The organism is Staphylococcus sp. LKG4-2 (assembly GCF_050955665.1).
Taxonomy (GTDB): Bacteria; Bacillota; Bacilli; order Staphylococcales; family Staphylococcaceae; genus Staphylococcus; species Staphylococcus saprophyticus.
Genome location: NZ_CP194532.1, coordinates 1,452,141 through 1,467,788, shown reverse-complemented (window position 1 = coordinate 1,467,788; position 15,648 = coordinate 1,452,141). Strand labels below are relative to the sequence as shown.

Here is a 15,648-nt window from a genome sequence, read left to right as displayed (position 1 = left end):
CTCCCGAATATAATATCAAATTGATATCAAAATATTTTTATAGATAAAATTAGTGAAATCTACTCAAAATATTTACTTAGTATACATTTTAGCAACCCCATATAAATAAATATACAGACAAATACATAAAAAATTAATTCATTCTATTTTTATTGTGATTTACAATTTTTTCTAAATAATATTTTTGCAGTTCTAAATCACCTAACCTTGAAGCTTCCCGCAACTTTTGATTAAGCGATTCAATCGTTTCTTCATTTCTATTAGATGTCAGTGTATTTATATAATCGTCAATCTCATATTCATAAGGTTCTTCATTTATCATATAATTATCTAATGATATAAATGCTTCTTTGATTTCATTGATATCGATATACTGTAACACATCACTAATATTAAACGTATCATTTTCAGAGTAAAACTCATGTAAAACATTAAATATACGCTTAAAATATTGATTTGTAAAGTCCTCTGTTTGAAGTAATTTATGATAATTCAAGAAAGTGTCTTTATCGTTCATAAAATGTTTTAATAAAGCACGTTCTGCTTTTTCATGTTTGCTCAAATTATTAAATTCAGGAACAGTGGGTATTTGATAATTGTGTGGTTGATAATAATCTTGTTGCTGTCCTACTTCATTATTTAGACTATCCAAGCTAACTTTAAACAATTCAGATACTTCTTGCAATATTTTTTTGCGTAAAATCGTTGATTGCATAAATGAAATATCATTAGTTATCTCTTTTAAATATCTTTCATATGCTAGATCATTGTTTTCTATTTCGTCTTGATGCGTGTGAATTTTGTAAATGATGAAGGACTTCTTCTCATGTTCAACATAATAATTAAAAGCGTCTGCGCCATGTTTACCAATATATTCATCAGGGTCCATATTTTTAGGAAGTTGTACTACAAAGACGTTAAAGCCTTGTTGTAATAGAGCCTGTCCTGATTTCAAAGTAGCTTCAGTACCCGCAAAATCACCGTCGAACATCAAAGTGACATTTGTTGTTAATTTCTTTATAAAGGCAATATGTTCATTTGAAATCTGTGTACCCATACTAGCAACAACTTGTTTCAATCCTGCTTGATCTGATTTGATTACATCCATAAAGCCTTCTAATAAAATAATTTCATCATTTTTACGTATTGATTTTCTTGCTTTATCTACATTGTAAAGTAATCTTCGCTTTTGAAATATGGGTGTTTCTGGACTATTTAAATATTTTGGCTCTTGATTTGTATATGTTCTACCAGAATAACCAACAGTTCTTCCTTGTGCATTATTTAATGGAAACATGATACGATCACGAAATCGATCATAATAACTAAAATTCTCTTCATTTCGTGACAACAAACCAGATTCATAAGCTAGTTCAATGTCATATTCTTTTTTCTTTAAAAAATCATGACAGAAATGCGCATTATTAGGTGCATAACCAATTTTTCTTGCATCTATTAATTCATCTGTAAAACCACGTTCTTTTAAATAATTTAATGCCGCTTCACCTTCAACAGTTTTCTTCAGTGCGTAATGGTAATAATCTTGCATTAATTCATGCATTTCAATCATTTTTAAATCATCTGAAGCGACTTGATGCCCATTGTCTTGATTAGCATAACTTTGATCGGTTTCAACTTTAATATTTACACGTTCACCTAATTCTTTTACTGCTTCTGTAAATGGGATATCTTTAATTTCTTGTGTGAATTGAAAAACATTACCACCTTTTTTACAACCGAAGCAGTGACAAATTTGTTTATCTTCAGAAACTGTAAATGAGGGTGTTTTTTCATCATGAAAAGGACACAAACCTATATAATTGCGTCCTCTCTTCTCTAACTTCACATACTCACTAACTAAATCAAGTATATCCGTTTTATCTTTTATTTCATTTATCGTGGATTGATCGATTCTCAATATTATCACCTATTAAACATTAGTCATACTATTATAATTGTTTTCGTTAATTTTTGAAATTATTTTGCTCAATAAGACTGATAATATCATTTGCTGTTTCTTCAATAGCCTTATCTGAAACATCAATTATAGGACAACCAATTTTATCAACTAATTCATGGAAATAATTCAGCTCTTCTTCTATGCGTTGTTCAGTAGCATATCTTGCACTTTCACCTAAGCCAAGTTGTCTGAGTCTTTCTTTACGAATTCTATTTAATTTTTCTTCACTAATTTTTAAAGCGATACATTTAGAAGAATCTATATTAAATAAATCATCTGGAGGTGTTACTTCAGGTACGATTGGAATATTCATAACTTTGTAACTTTTATGTGCTAGATATTGTGATAACGGCGTCTTAGACGTTCTTGAAATCCCTAACAATACAATGTCAGCCTTGAATAAACCTTTTGGATCTTTACCATCGTCATATTTAACTGCAAATTCAATTGCATCAATTTTTTTGAAATAAGCTTCATCTAGTTGATGGACTAAACCTGGTTCAAAATACGGCTTTTCATCTATTTGATCTAATAAAATATTCATTAGTGGCCCCATAATATCCACTGCTTTAATTTTAAATTCTGCTAATTTCGCTTCCATGTATTTTCTAATTTCTGGTTTAACTAGTGTATATACCACTATCGCTTCGGTATCTTTTGCTACTGAAATCACTTCATCCACATTTTCTAGTGCTTCTATATAGGGATACCTACTTATTTCACTTTCACATTGTTTAGGATTAAATTGTGAAATGCAAGCTCTTGCTACAAGTTCGGCTGTTTCACCTACTGAGTCGGATGCCACGATTATTTGAATATTTTTCATTTACTTAAAACCACCTATTCATTTAGTAAGGATACAAAGATTTTAGTGATCGTAGTTTTAGAAATACGACCTTTAACTTCATATTTATCATTATCTTTCTTTACTACAATTGGTAATGAATCAATTTCTTTTTCGATCATAAGATTTGCTGCATGTATGACTTTCTCACCTTCAAGTACAAAACTCAAATTCGGCATTCGTGTCATAATAATATTAACTGGCATTGTATGTATATCATCACCAATCATAGAAGCTCTCAGTAAATCTTTACGAGAACAAACACCCATAAAGTCACCATCACTATTAATAACAAACAATGTGCTGACATCTTCTAAAAATATGGTGCAAATTGCATCATAAACTGACGTCTCACTTTTAACGACGACAGGGTGAGACGCATAATCTTTCACAACATATTGCTTCAATTCATCCGCAATTAATTTATTCTGAGGTTTGCCAGAATAATAATAACCTACACGTGGTCGAGCTTCTAATATGCCAGACATTGTTAATATGGCTAAATCCGGTCGCAATGTAGCTCTAGTCAAGCTCAGACGATCAGCAATATGTTCTCCTGTAATAGGCCCATTACTCTTTACTATTTCAATTATTTGTTGTTGCCTTTTACTTAGTTCTATAACACTCACCCCTTTATTCATTCTTCTTAATTATACATTGAATTTTTAATTGCTACAAATACATATATTTACTTGCTTATAAACTATCAATACATTAAAATTAGACTTAAAGCGAGTTAAGGATGGTGAAAGCTTAACAAGTAACAATGGCTAAAATTAAATGATAGTTAAAAGCGAGTGTACACACTAATTTGGGTGGAACCGCGGGTTAACATGAATCTAGTAAATAAACACATATATTACATATGTGATTAAAAAGATTAACTCGTCCCAAGATATAGATTAAACTTTTTGGCTTATTCTGTGTCTTGGGGCGTTTTTATGTAAAAAAGGAGAGTTATATTTAATGACAAAAGATATGGAAACAATCGTCTCATTAGCAAAACATAGAGGTTTTGTATTCCCTGGTAGTGACATTTATGGTGGTCTATCAAATACATGGGACTACGGCCCACTTGGTGTCGAATTAAAAAATAATGTTAAAAAGGCATGGTGGCAAAAATTCATTACACAATCACCATATAATGTTGGTATTGATGCTGCAATTTTAATGAACCCTAAAACTTGGGAAGCATCAGGTCATTTAGGTAATTTTAATGATCCGATGATCGATAACAAAGATAGTAAAATTCGTTATCGTGCAGATAAAATCATTGAAGACTACATGTTAAATGAAAAAGGTGACGAAAACTTTGTCGCTGACGGTTTAAGCTTTGATGAAATGAAACGCATTATTGATGAAGAAGGTATCGTTTGTCCTGTAAGTGGCACAGCGAATTGGACTGATATTCGTCAATTCAACCTTATGTTTAAGACTTTCCAAGGGGTTACTGAAGATTCTACTAACGAAATTTTCCTACGCCCTGAAACTGCACAAGGTATTTTTGTTAACTATAAAAATGTACAACGTACTATGCGTAAAAAATTACCTTTTGGTATAGGACAAATCGGTAAATCATTCCGTAATGAAATTACGCCTGGTAACTTTATCTTTAGAACACGTGAATTCGAACAAATGGAATTGGAATTCTTCTGTAAACCTGGTGAAGAAATTGAATGGCAAAATTATTGGAAAACATTCGCGAGTCAATGGCTTAAAGATTTAAATTTAAGCGAAGAAGCAACGCGTTTACGTGATCACGATGCAGATGAATTGTCTCACTATTCAAATGCGACTACTGATATCGAATATCGTTTCCCATTTGGTTGGGGTGAACTTTGGGGTATCGCGAGTCGTACGGATTTTGACTTGAAAAAACATAGTGAACATTCTGGTGAAGATTTCCAATATCACGATCAAGAAACAGGAGAAAAATATATCCCTTACTGTATAGAGCCTTCATTAGGTGCTGACCGTGTTACTTTAGCATTTTTATGTGATGCTTATGATGAAGAAGGAGTCGAAGGAAGCAAAGATTCAAGAACAGTACTTCACTTCCACCCTGCACTTGCACCATATAAAGCAGCTGTATTACCATTAAGTAAAAAATTATCAGGCGATGCAATTAAAGTGTTCGAAGAATTAAGCGCTGATTTTGCAATTGATTTTGATGAATCACAATCAATTGGTAAACGTTACCGTCGTCAAGATGAAATTGGAACACCATACTGTATCACTTTTGATTTTGATTCTTTAGAAGATGAAAAGGTTACAGTTCGTGACCGTGATACAATGGAGCAAGTTCGTATGCCAATCACTGAATTAAAATCATTCTTAGCTGAAAAAGTTAAATTTTAATTTTAAGAATGATATATTCAAAATCAAATAAAACTTAAATAGCAATTTAAATATTTATGGGACAAGAAACTAAGATTATTTCATTGTAATGGATTAATTTTTCTTGTCCCATTTTTTTATATAAAAAAAACAAACCTATGGTCTGGGCCAATAGGTTTGAATATAAATAATTATTATAAGTTATCTAATCGATATAATTGATTAATTAGTTTTTGACTTTTGAAATACATACCCGCATACTCTTTATACAATAAGATAACAAGTTCTGACATTTCATCGACAATTGTTTCGTGTATGCTCAATGAACTCATTTGATTAATTGGTAACTTCTGAAGGATATCTAATAAATACAACGTTTTGTTTGATAACTGAAATGCGTGTGTATCTTTATATGCAACATTTTCAGAAATTGCACCATCATATTTAAAACTATAACCGACTAATTTTGATTGATCTTCACTTTGAGTTATCACACATCTGTCAAATACTGCATTAAATCCAAATTTTGTCATACATTTTAACAATACAACAACTGACATGAGTTGTGCTGAAATCCCCTGCCTAATCTTATCTAATACAAAATGCAATAATTCGTAACTATTTTTAGAGATTTCATCTGTTTCCATGGAACGGTCGATCGTTTCAGTACACAAACTTGCATAGCTACTTTCATATATATCTAGTCGCAGATGGTAATTTTGGTCAATGACATCAACTGAACTTAAGGTGCCCATACCTTTCCACTTTGAATAAATAAACAAGCCATACACAAATAATTGCGTATTAGCCTGCAAGCCGCTCTTACTTTTCTTGGCTCTTCTTACCATAAGTGGGACTTTAGCACCATATTCATTTAAGATAGTTATAATTTTATCGGATTCGCCATAATCAATGGTTTTTATAATAATCCCTTTTTGTTTGATTAACACACGAATTCACCGACTTTCAACTTTAACTTAATCTCTATCTTCTAAATAACCCATTTGGCGAATGAAATTAACTTTATTTCGCCAGTCTTTTTGTACTTTAACCCATAGTTCCAAGTAAACTTTCGAGCCTAATAAACGCTCTATATCTTGACGCGCACGTTTACCAACCTCTTTTAATTTTTTACCGCCTTTACCAATGACAATCCCTTTTTGAGAATCTCTTTCTACGTAAATAGTAGCTTCAATTCTCACTCTATCTTCATCTTCTTTAATCATACGGTCTACATTAACACCAATCGCATGAGGAATTTCTTCACTTGTTAAATGTAAAATTTTCTCTCTTATCAGTTCTCCAACAACAAATTGTTCTGGATGATCTGATATTTGATCATCAGGATAATATTTAGGGCCTTCTGGTAAATATGATTTTATAACATTAATAAAATGATCTACATTTAAGCCTTCAAGTGCAGAAATAGGTACGATTTCTGTAAAATCCATATATTTTTTATATTTTTCAATTCTAGGCATTAATTCATCGGGATGAACCAAGTCAATCTTATTTAACACTAAAAATACTGGCGTTTTGATTGTTTTTAGCATATCCATAATATATTCGTCGCCTCTACCAATATCCTCATTGACGTTTACCATAAACATAATGGCATCTATTTCAGATAGTGTATTCGTCGCAACGCGCATCATATAATCTCCTAATTTGTGCTTAGGTTTATGAATACCTGGTGTATCTAGGAAAATAATTTGCGCATCTTCTTGTGTCATGACACCTTGAATTTTGTTTCTAGTTGTTTGTGCTTTATCGGACATTATCGCAATCTTATGTCCTATTACACGATTTACAAAGGTTGATTTACCAACATTGGGTCTACCAATGATAGATATAAAGCCTGATTTGTGTTCTGTCATTAATTTAAATCCTTTCCTGAAAATCCTAAAGGCAATAACTCGCCTACTGATAATTCTGTCATATCACCTTTATGATTGGTCATATAAACTGGCATTTCGTCATCACAAAGCTCTTTCATTACTTGTCGACATGCGCCACATGGTGAGGACGGTTCATCTGCATCTACAGTTACAGTAATTGATTCAAAATCTCCTGGGCGGTATCCATCAGCAATTGCCGCAACTAAACTTGATCTTTCAGCACAAATCGCCATTGGATAAGCTGCATTTTCAACATTACCACCGTAATAAGCTTTGCCATCTTTCGTTCTTAAATACGCACCAACTTTAAAATTACTGTAGGGTGCGTACGCATTTGCCTGTGCTTTTCTTACTTCTGAAAAATAATGTGGTTGGTATGCCATTGCTTCATCTCTCCTGTTCAATATTCAACACCATGGAAATGGGTGTATAACTATATTTTATTAAAAGCTTTATTCATTAAGTATAAACAACTTTTGTGAATTTGCACTATTATTTAAAAATATACGGTAAAAAAACAATCAGCCCAATTAAGACAGCTATAATAGCCGCAATAATCACGCTAAAAGCAGCAACGTCTTTCGCTTTCTTAGCTAAAATATGATAATCCGTTGTTACCAAATCGACTACATATTCAATAGCTGTGTTTATCGTTTCAAATGCTAGCACAAGTCCAATCGCTAACAATATAAAAAGCCATTCCACTTTTGTAATATGAAATATAAATCCACAAACAATGACTATCAAACCAAAAATAAGATGAAGTAAGAAATTCTTATCTTTTTTTAATAAAACTATCATGCCTTGAAATGCATATTTAAATCTATCCATACGCGCCTCTAATCTCTAGTTAAGCCGTATGCATTAAGAATTTGATCTTGGCGTCCGAACATTTGTTTCTCATCTTGCTCATTCATATGATCATAACCTAATAAATGTAAAAAGCCGTGTAATGCAAGGAAGCCCAATTCTCTTTCAAATGAATGTCCGTACGAGTCTGCTTGTTCTTGAGCAACATCAGTACAAATAATAATATCGCCTAAAACTCTCGGCATTTCTATACCAGTTATTTCAGGTTCATCTTCCTCTAATGCAAAAGATATAACATCTGTGACTTTGTCTTTATCTCGATACATTTTATTAATTTCTTGAATCTCATCTTTATCTACAAAAGTAACTGACAATTCAGCCTCTTCTTCGATATTTTCTTGTTCCTTTGCAAACGTTAGCAGCTTGTCAATTTGTGTAAACCAATCCTCTTTCACTAAATTAGTATGGTCACTAAAATCTATCGTAAACATTTATTCATCTCCCTCATAACGATCAATAATTTTACTTACTAATGGATGACGTACCACATCTGTTTGGTCTAAATGATGAATACTTAAACCTTTAACGTTTTCTAATTTTTTAATCGCTTCTTTCAAACCACTCTTTACACCTTTTGGTAAATCTACTTGTGTTTTGTCACCAGTGACTACCATTTTTGATCCAAATCCTAATCTAGTTAAGAACATTTTCATTTGTGCATGTGTAGTATTTTGAGCTTCATCTAAAATGACAAACGCATCATCTAATGTTCTACCTCTCATATAAGCTAATGGGGCAACTTCAATGATACCTCTTTCTATAAATCTAGCAGTTTGTTCTCTACCTAAAACAGTATTTAACCCGTCATAAAGCGGTCTTAGATAAGGATCTACTTTTTCTTTTAAATCTCCTGGTAGAAATCCTAAAGATTCGCCAGCTTCAACTGCAGGTCTTGTCAAAACAATGCGTTTTACTGACCCTTTACGTAACTGTTTAGCAGCATAGACTACAGCTAAAAATGTTTTACCTGTACCAGCTGGTCCCACACCAAAAACTAAATCATTATGGTGCATCGCATTTACGTATAAACGTTGTCCCATTGTTTTAGCACGAATCGTCTTGCCAAATGCATCTTTAGTAATTTCATCTTCATATAAATCTAATAAGTATTGAATCGTACCATTTTGTGCCATTTTCACTGCTGCTTCAACATCTTTAATCGATATTGTTACACCTTGTTGTATGACTTTTAATAAATTAATTAGTACGGATTCCGCTTTTTCAACATGCTCAACTTGCTCTCCTTTTACAGCAATTTCTTGACCACGAGCATGTATAATGACATCAAATCCTTCCTCAATTGATTTAAGGTGTTCATCATTATTACCAATGAGTGCTTGCGCTTCATTGATGTCATTTATTTGAATAATTCCAGGCATATAGGTGCTCCTTTACAAGTATATTCGTTTCTTTTATTTTATCCTATTAGATTTTAAGTTACAAAATGATTGTTAACAAATAAATAATCAGCTTGTATAAAAATATACAATTACTGTTTAAAACTATTGATTATACATCTCTATTATATCACGAATACTCAATATATTATTTTAAAGTGAATTGAATAGGACAGAATTTCATTAATTTTAACAGAAGATTTACATTCTATCTAATTTTATAATAAAACGAAAGCTTTATAATGTATAAATATGATTGTGATAATCAGATAAATAAAAGTTCTTACTACGATTATAATATTAAAAACGCCTTATAACATCAAATTACATTGATTTATAAGGCGTTAACTTAAAACATTATATTATAATTGTTTCGGTCTTTCTAATACTTCTGACCAAATAATACCATTAACAACTTCGTCCTCAGCAAACCTGAATTGTTCATTTGTGGCTGTTCCTTGTATCGCATGAGCATTCATAAGTTGTTTTAAACGAAAACGCTTTGTTCTTTCTGATAAATATTTATCAGCTATAATTGCACGTGCTTTTCGTTCAGTTCGTTGCAACTTCTTCTCAGTTTCGCGATCAATTTCACTACGTACATCTTGCATTTGTCCTATTAAATCGGATTCTAATTCTTGTTGTAATTTATCATCTTGCTGTTGTTGTGAACGTTTTGCTTTTTCAGCTTCAGTTTCATTATCCGTTCTCATCGTTCTTGATGAGCGCTCAGGACTCGGTGTTTCCATTTTTTCTGCACGTGTTTCAACCGGTTCTGCTTGTGTCTTAGTAGGTTGAGGAGCGCGTGGTTTTTCACGTTCTTGCGACATAGGGTCTTCATTTAATTGTTTCTCTATTTCTTTAAATGTTTTTCCTATTTCATCAAAAAAGCCACGTTTCTGTGGTTCTCCTCCATGGTCATTTGACCGTTTGTTGACTGGTGGTTTTTGGTTTTGTCTTTCTTTATGGCTATTATCACTAATAGCACCAATTATTGTCACAATCACAGATATTACAAAGATAATAATACCTATACTCATTTAATCACCCCTAATTATTTATCCGGTGATTCATCATCTTTTTGATTCGTACGTTGATTAATAGAATTTCTCATGCCTGTGTCAGCTTCAACATTTTTTAAATTGTAATAATCTTTTACGCCTAAGTTGCCAGAACGTAAAGCTTCAGCCATAGCCAATGGTACTTCTGCTTCTGCTTCAACCACTTTAGAACGCATTTCTTGTACTTTTGCTTTCATTTCTTGTTCTTGAGCTACAGCCATCGCACGACGTTCTTCTGCTTTAGCTTGTGCAATATTCTTGTCTGCAAGCGCTTGTTCAGTTTGTAAATCTGCACCAATATTTTTGCTAATATCAACATCAGCAATATCAATTGATAAAATTTCAAATGCTGTACCAGAATCTAATCCTTTACTTAAAACAGTTTTAGAAATATTATCTGGATTTTCAAGAACTTGTGTATGGTGTTCACTTGAACCTATTGTTGAAACAATACCTTCACCAACACGTGCGATAATTGTTTCTTCACCTGCACCACCAACTAAGCGAGCAATGTTGGCACGAACTGTAATACGTGCTTTTGCTTTAACTTCGATACCATTCATTGCTACACCAGCAATAAATGGTGTTTCAATGACTTTAGGATTAACTGACATTTGTACAGCTTCTAATACGTCACGACCCGCTAAATCTATAGCAGCCCCACGTTCGAATGGTAAGTTGATATCAGCTCTTTGCGCTGCAATATTAGCATCAACAACGCGATCAACATTACCTCCAGCTAAATAATGCGATTCAAGTTGATTTGTAGTTAAATGCAATCCAGCTTTGTGCGCTTTAATTAGCGGTGAAATCACTTTACGTGGAGATACTCTACGTAATCTCATACCTACTAAAGTACCGATGCCTACTTTAACACCAGCAGCAATTGCTGAAATCCATAATCCTACTGGAACAAATGAAAATAGCAACAACAATGCTACTAATACAATAACGACGATTATAATTAATCCGATCATACTTTCTCTCCTTTATGATTCGATTTCTCTTACAACAACACGTGTACCTTCAACTTCTAAGATGGTAACCTGTTTATTCCTTAAAATAAATGAACCATCTGAAACAGCATCGATTCTTTCATTATTTAATGTAATAATCCCTGCTGGTCTTAAGTCCGTTGATGTTGTTGCAGTTTTTCCAACTAAATGAGAGCGATCTTCATGTGAAGTGTAACCTGCCTCTGCATTTGTAGAATCTTTCAGTACAACTTTGTCTAAAAATGGAATTTTGCGTTTAAATCCTTTCACAAGTATCACCCACTCAATAATAGATAAGATTAATGCAAAGACAACATTAGCAATCATGAAGATTAAATTGTCTCCTAAAGTAATAATACTGAAAATAATAAAACCCATACCAATGATGCCAATAACCGCACCGACAACAAATAATTCAATGATAACTAATATGACTCCTACTCCAAAAAGTATCACAGAATAGAAATTAACGTCGCCTTTCACAAAAAATCCTAAGAAAAATATCAATAACGCTATCGTTGATATGATACCAACAACATTAATCTTATTAGAATATAATTGATATAGAAAACCAAGAAAGATAATACATGTTAAAATCAAAGCGCCAATTGGATGTACTATAAAGTTAGCTATATTATCAATCCAATTTCCATCCTCGACTAAATTGGAAGGAAAAATTGTATGTAAACTACTTGAAAGAATCACTCTATCACCTCGCTCTCAATTTGATTATACATGAAACTAATATGCGATTATACCGTTTACACTATAAAAAACTATTATCTTCAAAGAAATTTTCATTATTACTTTTTGCTTTAATAATGGTTAAGTACTACATGCTATGTATAATAAAAAATATGTTGATTTAAAAAGTACAATGGTTTTTTATAAAAAAATAATAGCCTTAGCTGTATATAACAACTAAGGCTATTATGGTTTATAATTAATGTTGGTGTTGAGGGAGTCAACGAAACTATTAATTATTTGAATTTACGTTTACGTGCAGCTTCTGATTTCTTTTTACGTTTAACGCTAGGTTTTTCGTAAAATTCACGTTTACGTACTTCTTGAATAGTACCGCTTTTAGAAACTGTACGTTTGAAACGACGTAACGCATCTTCAAGTGATTCGTTCTTTTTGACTACTGTTTTAGACATGTGTATTTCCCTCCCTCCAAATATCAACGAAACTTTATTATCAATACACGGTATGAACCATGTATAATCTAGTATAATATATCTGATTAATGTGGTCAATTACTAAAATTCAGATTTTGTTATTTTGAATAAATTCTATTAATACATGATTAAATTTATCCGGTTATGGATTTTTATCGTTGTATCATCTTATTCTTTATAATTCATATAACACGCTATTAGCACACATCAATACATTAAACTAATTGTGTAAATCCTTTTCGAAACTCAAAGCACTTAAAACATATAAAGGTGCTGTTTCAGCCCTTAAAATTCTAGGACCTAAGCCAATTTGGTAACCAACATCTTGTAACAGTGAGACTTCATCCTCATCAAGGCCACCTTCAGGTCCAAATATAATTAATACTTTATCATTTGGTTTAAATTGTTGAACTAACGATTTAAATTGACTTACTTCACCACTTTTAGCGGCATCCTCATAGGCAATTAGAATATAATCATACGTTTTGGTACTTTTAAGTACATCGTTTAATGTTGCTTGATATTGAATCGTTGGAATAGCTAATCTATAACTTTGTTCTGCAGCTTCTTTGATAATCTTCTGCCAACGCTCTAATTTCTTTGCAATTTTATTTTCTGTAAGCTTGACAACAGAACGTTTCATACCTACAGCAATAAATTCACTTGCACCTAATTCCGTTGACTTTTGTAGCATCCATTCATATTTGTCAGACTTGATTAGTCCACTACATATCGTTACATTTTGTGGTAATTCTGTATCCACATCAATACGTTCTTCTAACGAAACCATGATACCTTCTGCACCAATATTAACAAGTTTACATTTATAAACATAATGATCAGCAAATGTAATAATGATATAATCATCAACTTGATGTCTCATGACGTTTGAAATATGATGTATATCACCTTGATCAGTTATACAAAAACGCTGATTTACATCAGCGTTTTGATCTATAAAATATCTTTGCATGTCAATCGCTCACTTTCTGTCCGACGATACAAACCCAACTATTGTCATGGTTAATAGAAACTATTTCAAATCCACTGCGTTTCATATGTTCAACAATAGCCTCGTGTTTTTCTTCTATAATACCAGAAGTTATAAAATAACCGTCTTTATTAAGTGTATTATAAGCATCATCTATCATTTCTTCAATAATATGAGCTAAAATATTAGCGATAACAACATCAAATTTTTCAGTTTCTTCTTTTAATAAATTACCTGGGACTGCTTCAATAGCATATTCACAGTTGTTTTTTTGAAAGTTTTCTTTAGCTACTCTAACAGCCATTTCATCTACATCAAGTGCTTTTATACGTTTAACGCCTAACAAATGTGCTGCAATGCTCAGTATACCTGAGCCTGTGCCGACATCTATAACTGAATCACTAGACTTAACATATGCTTCAATTGCTTTTAGACACATACTCGTTGTCGGATGATCACCTGTTCCAAATGCCATACCTGGATCTAACTCAATGCATAATTCACTATCATCTTCCTGTTGGTATGTTTCCCAACTCGGAACAATTGTGAATTTTTCAGATGCGCGAAATGGATGAAAGTAATGCTTCCACTCATTCTCCCAATCTTGCTCTCTAATTGTTTGCTCATCAAAGCTAAACAAATCTAAATCAAGACTTTCAATGTCTTTTAATGATTGAATTAATTTTTCTTGAAAATCTTTTGTATACTTAATTTCGTTAAAATATGCTTTAACTCTCACACCTTGTGTAGGATAATCTTCTGCATTTAATGCATATATTTCACCATACTTATCTTCGAAATCATGTGTTAAATCTTCTGAATCTTCTATAACAACACCATTAGAGCCATAATCTTCGAGTAAATTGGTTATGATTGGTGATACCTCATGGTTAGCAACGATTGCAACTTCAGTCCAGTTCATAAGTTATTCTCCTTTGAAGAATCTTTTTGCTTTATCTCTAAAATTTGATGGCTGCTCAGAAAGCTCCTCGCCATCTATTTCAGCAAATTCTCTAAGTAATTCTTTTTGGCGATTGCTAATTTTTGTAGGCGTAACTACATTGATGTTAATAAATAAATCGCCATAACCGTAACCATGAACATTTTTAATGCCTTTTTCTTTCAGACGGAATTGTTTTTCAGTTTGTGTACCGGCAGGGATTGTTAGCATGACACTACCTTTAAGCGTTGGTACTTTAACTTCATCACCTAAAGTGGCTTGAGCAATACTGATATCTAATGAATAGTAAATATCATCGCCGTCTCTTTCAAATTTTTCAGATGGTTTGACTCTAAACACAATATATAAATCACCTTGAGGCCCACCGTTTTCTCCTGGAGCACCTTCACCAGCTAATCTAATTTGTTGTTCATTGTCTACACCTTCAGGAATCGTCACACTAATTTTAACATTTTTATTTTCAGTACCTTTACCATGACAAGTTGGACAAGGTTCTTCAAATTCTTGGCCTGAACCACTACATACTGGACATACTTTTTCAGTTCTTACTCTACCAAGAATAGTATTTTGTTCAACTGAAACATGACCAGAACCATTACAGTAATGACAAGTTTTTTTCTTAGTTCCTGGTTTAGCACCTTCACCATCACATGTGTGACAAGCAACATCTTTGCGAATAGAAATTTCTTTTTCGCTACCAAAAACAGCTTCATCAAATGTGACAGTCATCGTATATTGTAAATCGTCACCTTTTCTTGGGGCATTTGGATCTCGTTGCTGTCTGCCACCACCAAAGAATGAACTAAAGATATCTTCGAATCCGCCACCGCCGAATCCACTAAAGTCTTGGCCACCGAATCCTTGGCCGCCAAAGCCACCTTGTGGTCCATCGTGTCCGAATTGGTCATAATTTGCACGTTTATTTTCGTCACTTAATACTTCATATGCTTCTGAGATTTCTTTAAACTTCTCATCAGCACCCTCTTCTTTATTTATATCTGGATGGTATTGTTTTGATAATTTACGATAAGCCTTTTTAATTTCATCTTTAGAAGCGCTTTTGCTAACACCTAAAACTTCATAATAATCTCTTTTGGCCACTCATACCTCTCCTTTCACGGTTTTATTAAATCTATTATAAAAAGGAAAAAGTCAA

Annotated in this window: 17 protein-coding genes; 1 reads left to right on the top strand and 16 read right to left on the bottom strand. The window is 32.6% G+C overall.

From position 1 onward, the window contains the following. Nucleotides 1-133: 133 nt before the first annotated feature. From dnaG to ACM6UH_RS07255, 3 genes are read right to left on the bottom strand one after another with little or no spacing between them, the layout of a single operon-like run. Entirely contained in the window at nt 134-1,918 is a 1,785-nt protein-coding gene (gene dnaG / locus ACM6UH_RS07265) for a DNA primase (protein ID WP_011303006.1), read from the bottom strand. A gap of 46 nt (nt 1,919-1,964) precedes the next feature. Further along, entirely contained in the window at nt 1,965-2,786 is an 822-nt protein-coding gene (locus ACM6UH_RS07260; RefSeq protein WP_011303005.1) for a pyruvate, water dikinase regulatory protein, read from the bottom strand. Nucleotides 2,787-2,800: 14 nt separating this feature from the next. Next, nucleotides 2,801-3,445: a helix-turn-helix transcriptional regulator gene (locus ACM6UH_RS07255; protein ID WP_075345136.1), complete on the bottom strand. Its 645-nt coding sequence runs from the start codon at nt 3,443-3,445 to the stop codon at nt 2,801-2,803. 325 nt (nt 3,446-3,770) lie between these two features. Here ACM6UH_RS07255 and ACM6UH_RS07250 point away from each other — a divergent pair, with 325 nt between their 5' ends. Beyond that, nucleotides 3,771-5,162, top strand: a complete 1,392-nt coding sequence (locus ACM6UH_RS07250; protein ID WP_002483167.1) for a glycine--tRNA ligase — start codon at nt 3,771-3,773, stop codon at nt 5,160-5,162. A 173-nt stretch (nt 5,163-5,335) separates the two neighbouring features. Here the strand turns inward: ACM6UH_RS07250 and recO are convergent, their stop codons facing one another. The 13 genes from recO to dnaJ all read right to left on the bottom strand — a co-directional run bounded on the left by recO (nt 5,336) and on the right by dnaJ (nt 15,593). After that, nucleotides 5,336-6,091, bottom strand: a complete 756-nt coding sequence (gene recO / locus ACM6UH_RS07245; RefSeq protein WP_002483166.1) for a DNA repair protein RecO — start codon at nt 6,089-6,091, stop codon at nt 5,336-5,338. A 27-nt stretch (nt 6,092-6,118) separates the two neighbouring features. Further along, complete coding sequence (gene era / locus ACM6UH_RS07240; RefSeq protein ID WP_041080602.1) at nt 6,119-7,018, bottom strand: GTPase Era; 900 nt, start codon at nt 7,016-7,018, stop codon at nt 6,119-6,121. Continuing rightward, the gene (cdd, locus tag ACM6UH_RS07235; protein WP_002483164.1) at nt 7,018-7,422 is read right to left on the bottom strand and encodes a cytidine deaminase; all 405 of its coding nucleotides are present in this window, start codon (nt 7,420-7,422) and stop codon (nt 7,018-7,020) included. Before cdd ends, era begins: the two co-directional genes overlap by 1 nt. A gap of 109 nt (nt 7,423-7,531) precedes the next feature. Further along, on the bottom strand, nt 7,532-7,870 hold the full coding sequence (locus ACM6UH_RS07230; protein WP_047503925.1) for a diacylglycerol kinase family protein: 339 nt from the start codon (nt 7,868-7,870) through the stop codon (nt 7,532-7,534). An 8-nt stretch (nt 7,871-7,878) separates the two neighbouring features. Further along, a complete protein-coding gene (gene ybeY / locus ACM6UH_RS07225; protein ID WP_011302999.1) occupies nt 7,879-8,340 on the bottom strand; it encodes an rRNA maturation RNase YbeY in 462 nt (153 codons plus the stop codon). After that, nucleotides 8,341-9,288: a PhoH family protein gene (locus ACM6UH_RS07220; protein ID WP_002483161.1), complete on the bottom strand. Its 948-nt coding sequence runs from the start codon at nt 9,286-9,288 to the stop codon at nt 8,341-8,343. A gap of 380 nt (nt 9,289-9,668) precedes the next feature. Beyond that, on the bottom strand, nt 9,669-10,346 hold the full coding sequence (locus ACM6UH_RS07215) for a hypothetical protein (RefSeq protein ID WP_037538372.1): 678 nt from the start codon (nt 10,344-10,346) through the stop codon (nt 9,669-9,671). A gap of 14 nt (nt 10,347-10,360) precedes the next feature. After that, on the bottom strand, nt 10,361-11,344 hold the full coding sequence (floA, locus tag ACM6UH_RS07210; RefSeq protein WP_011302997.1) for a flotillin-like protein FloA: 984 nt from the start codon (nt 11,342-11,344) through the stop codon (nt 10,361-10,363). A gap of 12 nt (nt 11,345-11,356) precedes the next feature. Beyond that, entirely contained in the window at nt 11,357-12,067 is a 711-nt protein-coding gene (locus ACM6UH_RS07205) for an NfeD family protein (protein WP_011302996.1), read from the bottom strand. Nucleotides 12,068-12,342: 275 nt separating this feature from the next. Further along, nucleotides 12,343-12,519, bottom strand: coding sequence for a 30S ribosomal protein S21 (gene rpsU, locus ACM6UH_RS07200; protein WP_002483157.1), 177 nt, complete (start codon nt 12,517-12,519; stop codon nt 12,343-12,345). A gap of 241 nt (nt 12,520-12,760) precedes the next feature. Then, nucleotides 12,761-13,513 (bottom strand): 16S rRNA (uracil(1498)-N(3))-methyltransferase, encoded by a 753-nt coding sequence (locus ACM6UH_RS07195; protein ID WP_047503928.1) that lies wholly within the window; start codon nt 13,511-13,513, stop codon nt 12,761-12,763. Between the two features lies 1 nt (nt 13,514). After that, a complete protein-coding gene (gene prmA / locus ACM6UH_RS07190; RefSeq protein WP_011302994.1) occupies nt 13,515-14,453 on the bottom strand; it encodes a 50S ribosomal protein L11 methyltransferase in 939 nt (312 codons plus the stop codon). Nucleotides 14,454-14,456: 3 nt separating this feature from the next. Next, entirely contained in the window at nt 14,457-15,593 is a 1,137-nt protein-coding gene (dnaJ, locus tag ACM6UH_RS07185) for a molecular chaperone DnaJ (RefSeq protein WP_069822214.1), read from the bottom strand. Between the last annotated feature and the right edge of the window lie 55 nt (nt 15,594-15,648).

Bases quoted from the DNA above. Each gene is read 5' to 3' on its own strand.
- ACM6UH_RS07255 (WP_075345136.1), bottom strand. From the start codon at position 3,445: ATGAATAAAGGGGTGAGTGTTATAGAACTAAGTAAAAGGCAACAACAA.
- ybeY (WP_011302999.1), bottom strand. From the start codon at position 8,340: ATGTTTACGATAGATTTTAGTGACCATACTAATTTAGTGAAAGAGGAT.
- ACM6UH_RS07230 (WP_047503925.1), bottom strand. From the start codon at position 7,870: ATGGATAGATTTAAATATGCATTTCAAGGCATGATAGTTTTATTAAAA.
- floA (WP_011302997.1), bottom strand. From the start codon at position 11,344: ATGATCGGATTAATTATAATCGTCGTTATTGTATTAGTAGCATTGTTG.
- ACM6UH_RS07220 (WP_002483161.1), bottom strand. From the start codon at position 9,288: ATGCCTGGAATTATTCAAATAAATGACATCAATGAAGCGCAAGCACTC.
- cdd (WP_002483164.1), bottom strand. From the start codon at position 7,422: ATGGCATACCAACCACATTATTTTTCAGAAGTAAGAAAAGCACAGGCA.
- ACM6UH_RS07260 (WP_011303005.1), bottom strand. From the start codon at position 2,786: ATGAAAAATATTCAAATAATCGTGGCATCCGACTCAGTAGGTGAAACA.
- prmA (WP_011302994.1), bottom strand. From the start codon at position 14,453: ATGAACTGGACTGAAGTTGCAATCGTTGCTAACCATGAGGTATCACCA.
- era (WP_041080602.1), bottom strand. From the start codon at position 7,018: ATGACAGAACACAAATCAGGCTTTATATCTATCATTGGTAGACCCAAT.
- ACM6UH_RS07250 (WP_002483167.1), top strand. From the start codon at position 3,771: ATGACAAAAGATATGGAAACAATCGTCTCATTAGCAAAACATAGAGGT.
- ACM6UH_RS07215 (WP_037538372.1), bottom strand. From the start codon at position 10,346: ATGAGTATAGGTATTATTATCTTTGTAATATCTGTGATTGTGACAATA.
- ACM6UH_RS07195 (WP_047503928.1), bottom strand. From the start codon at position 13,513: ATGCAAAGATATTTTATAGATCAAAACGCTGATGTAAATCAGCGTTTT.
- rpsU (WP_002483157.1), bottom strand. From the start codon at position 12,519: ATGTCTAAAACAGTAGTCAAAAAGAACGAATCACTTGAAGATGCGTTA.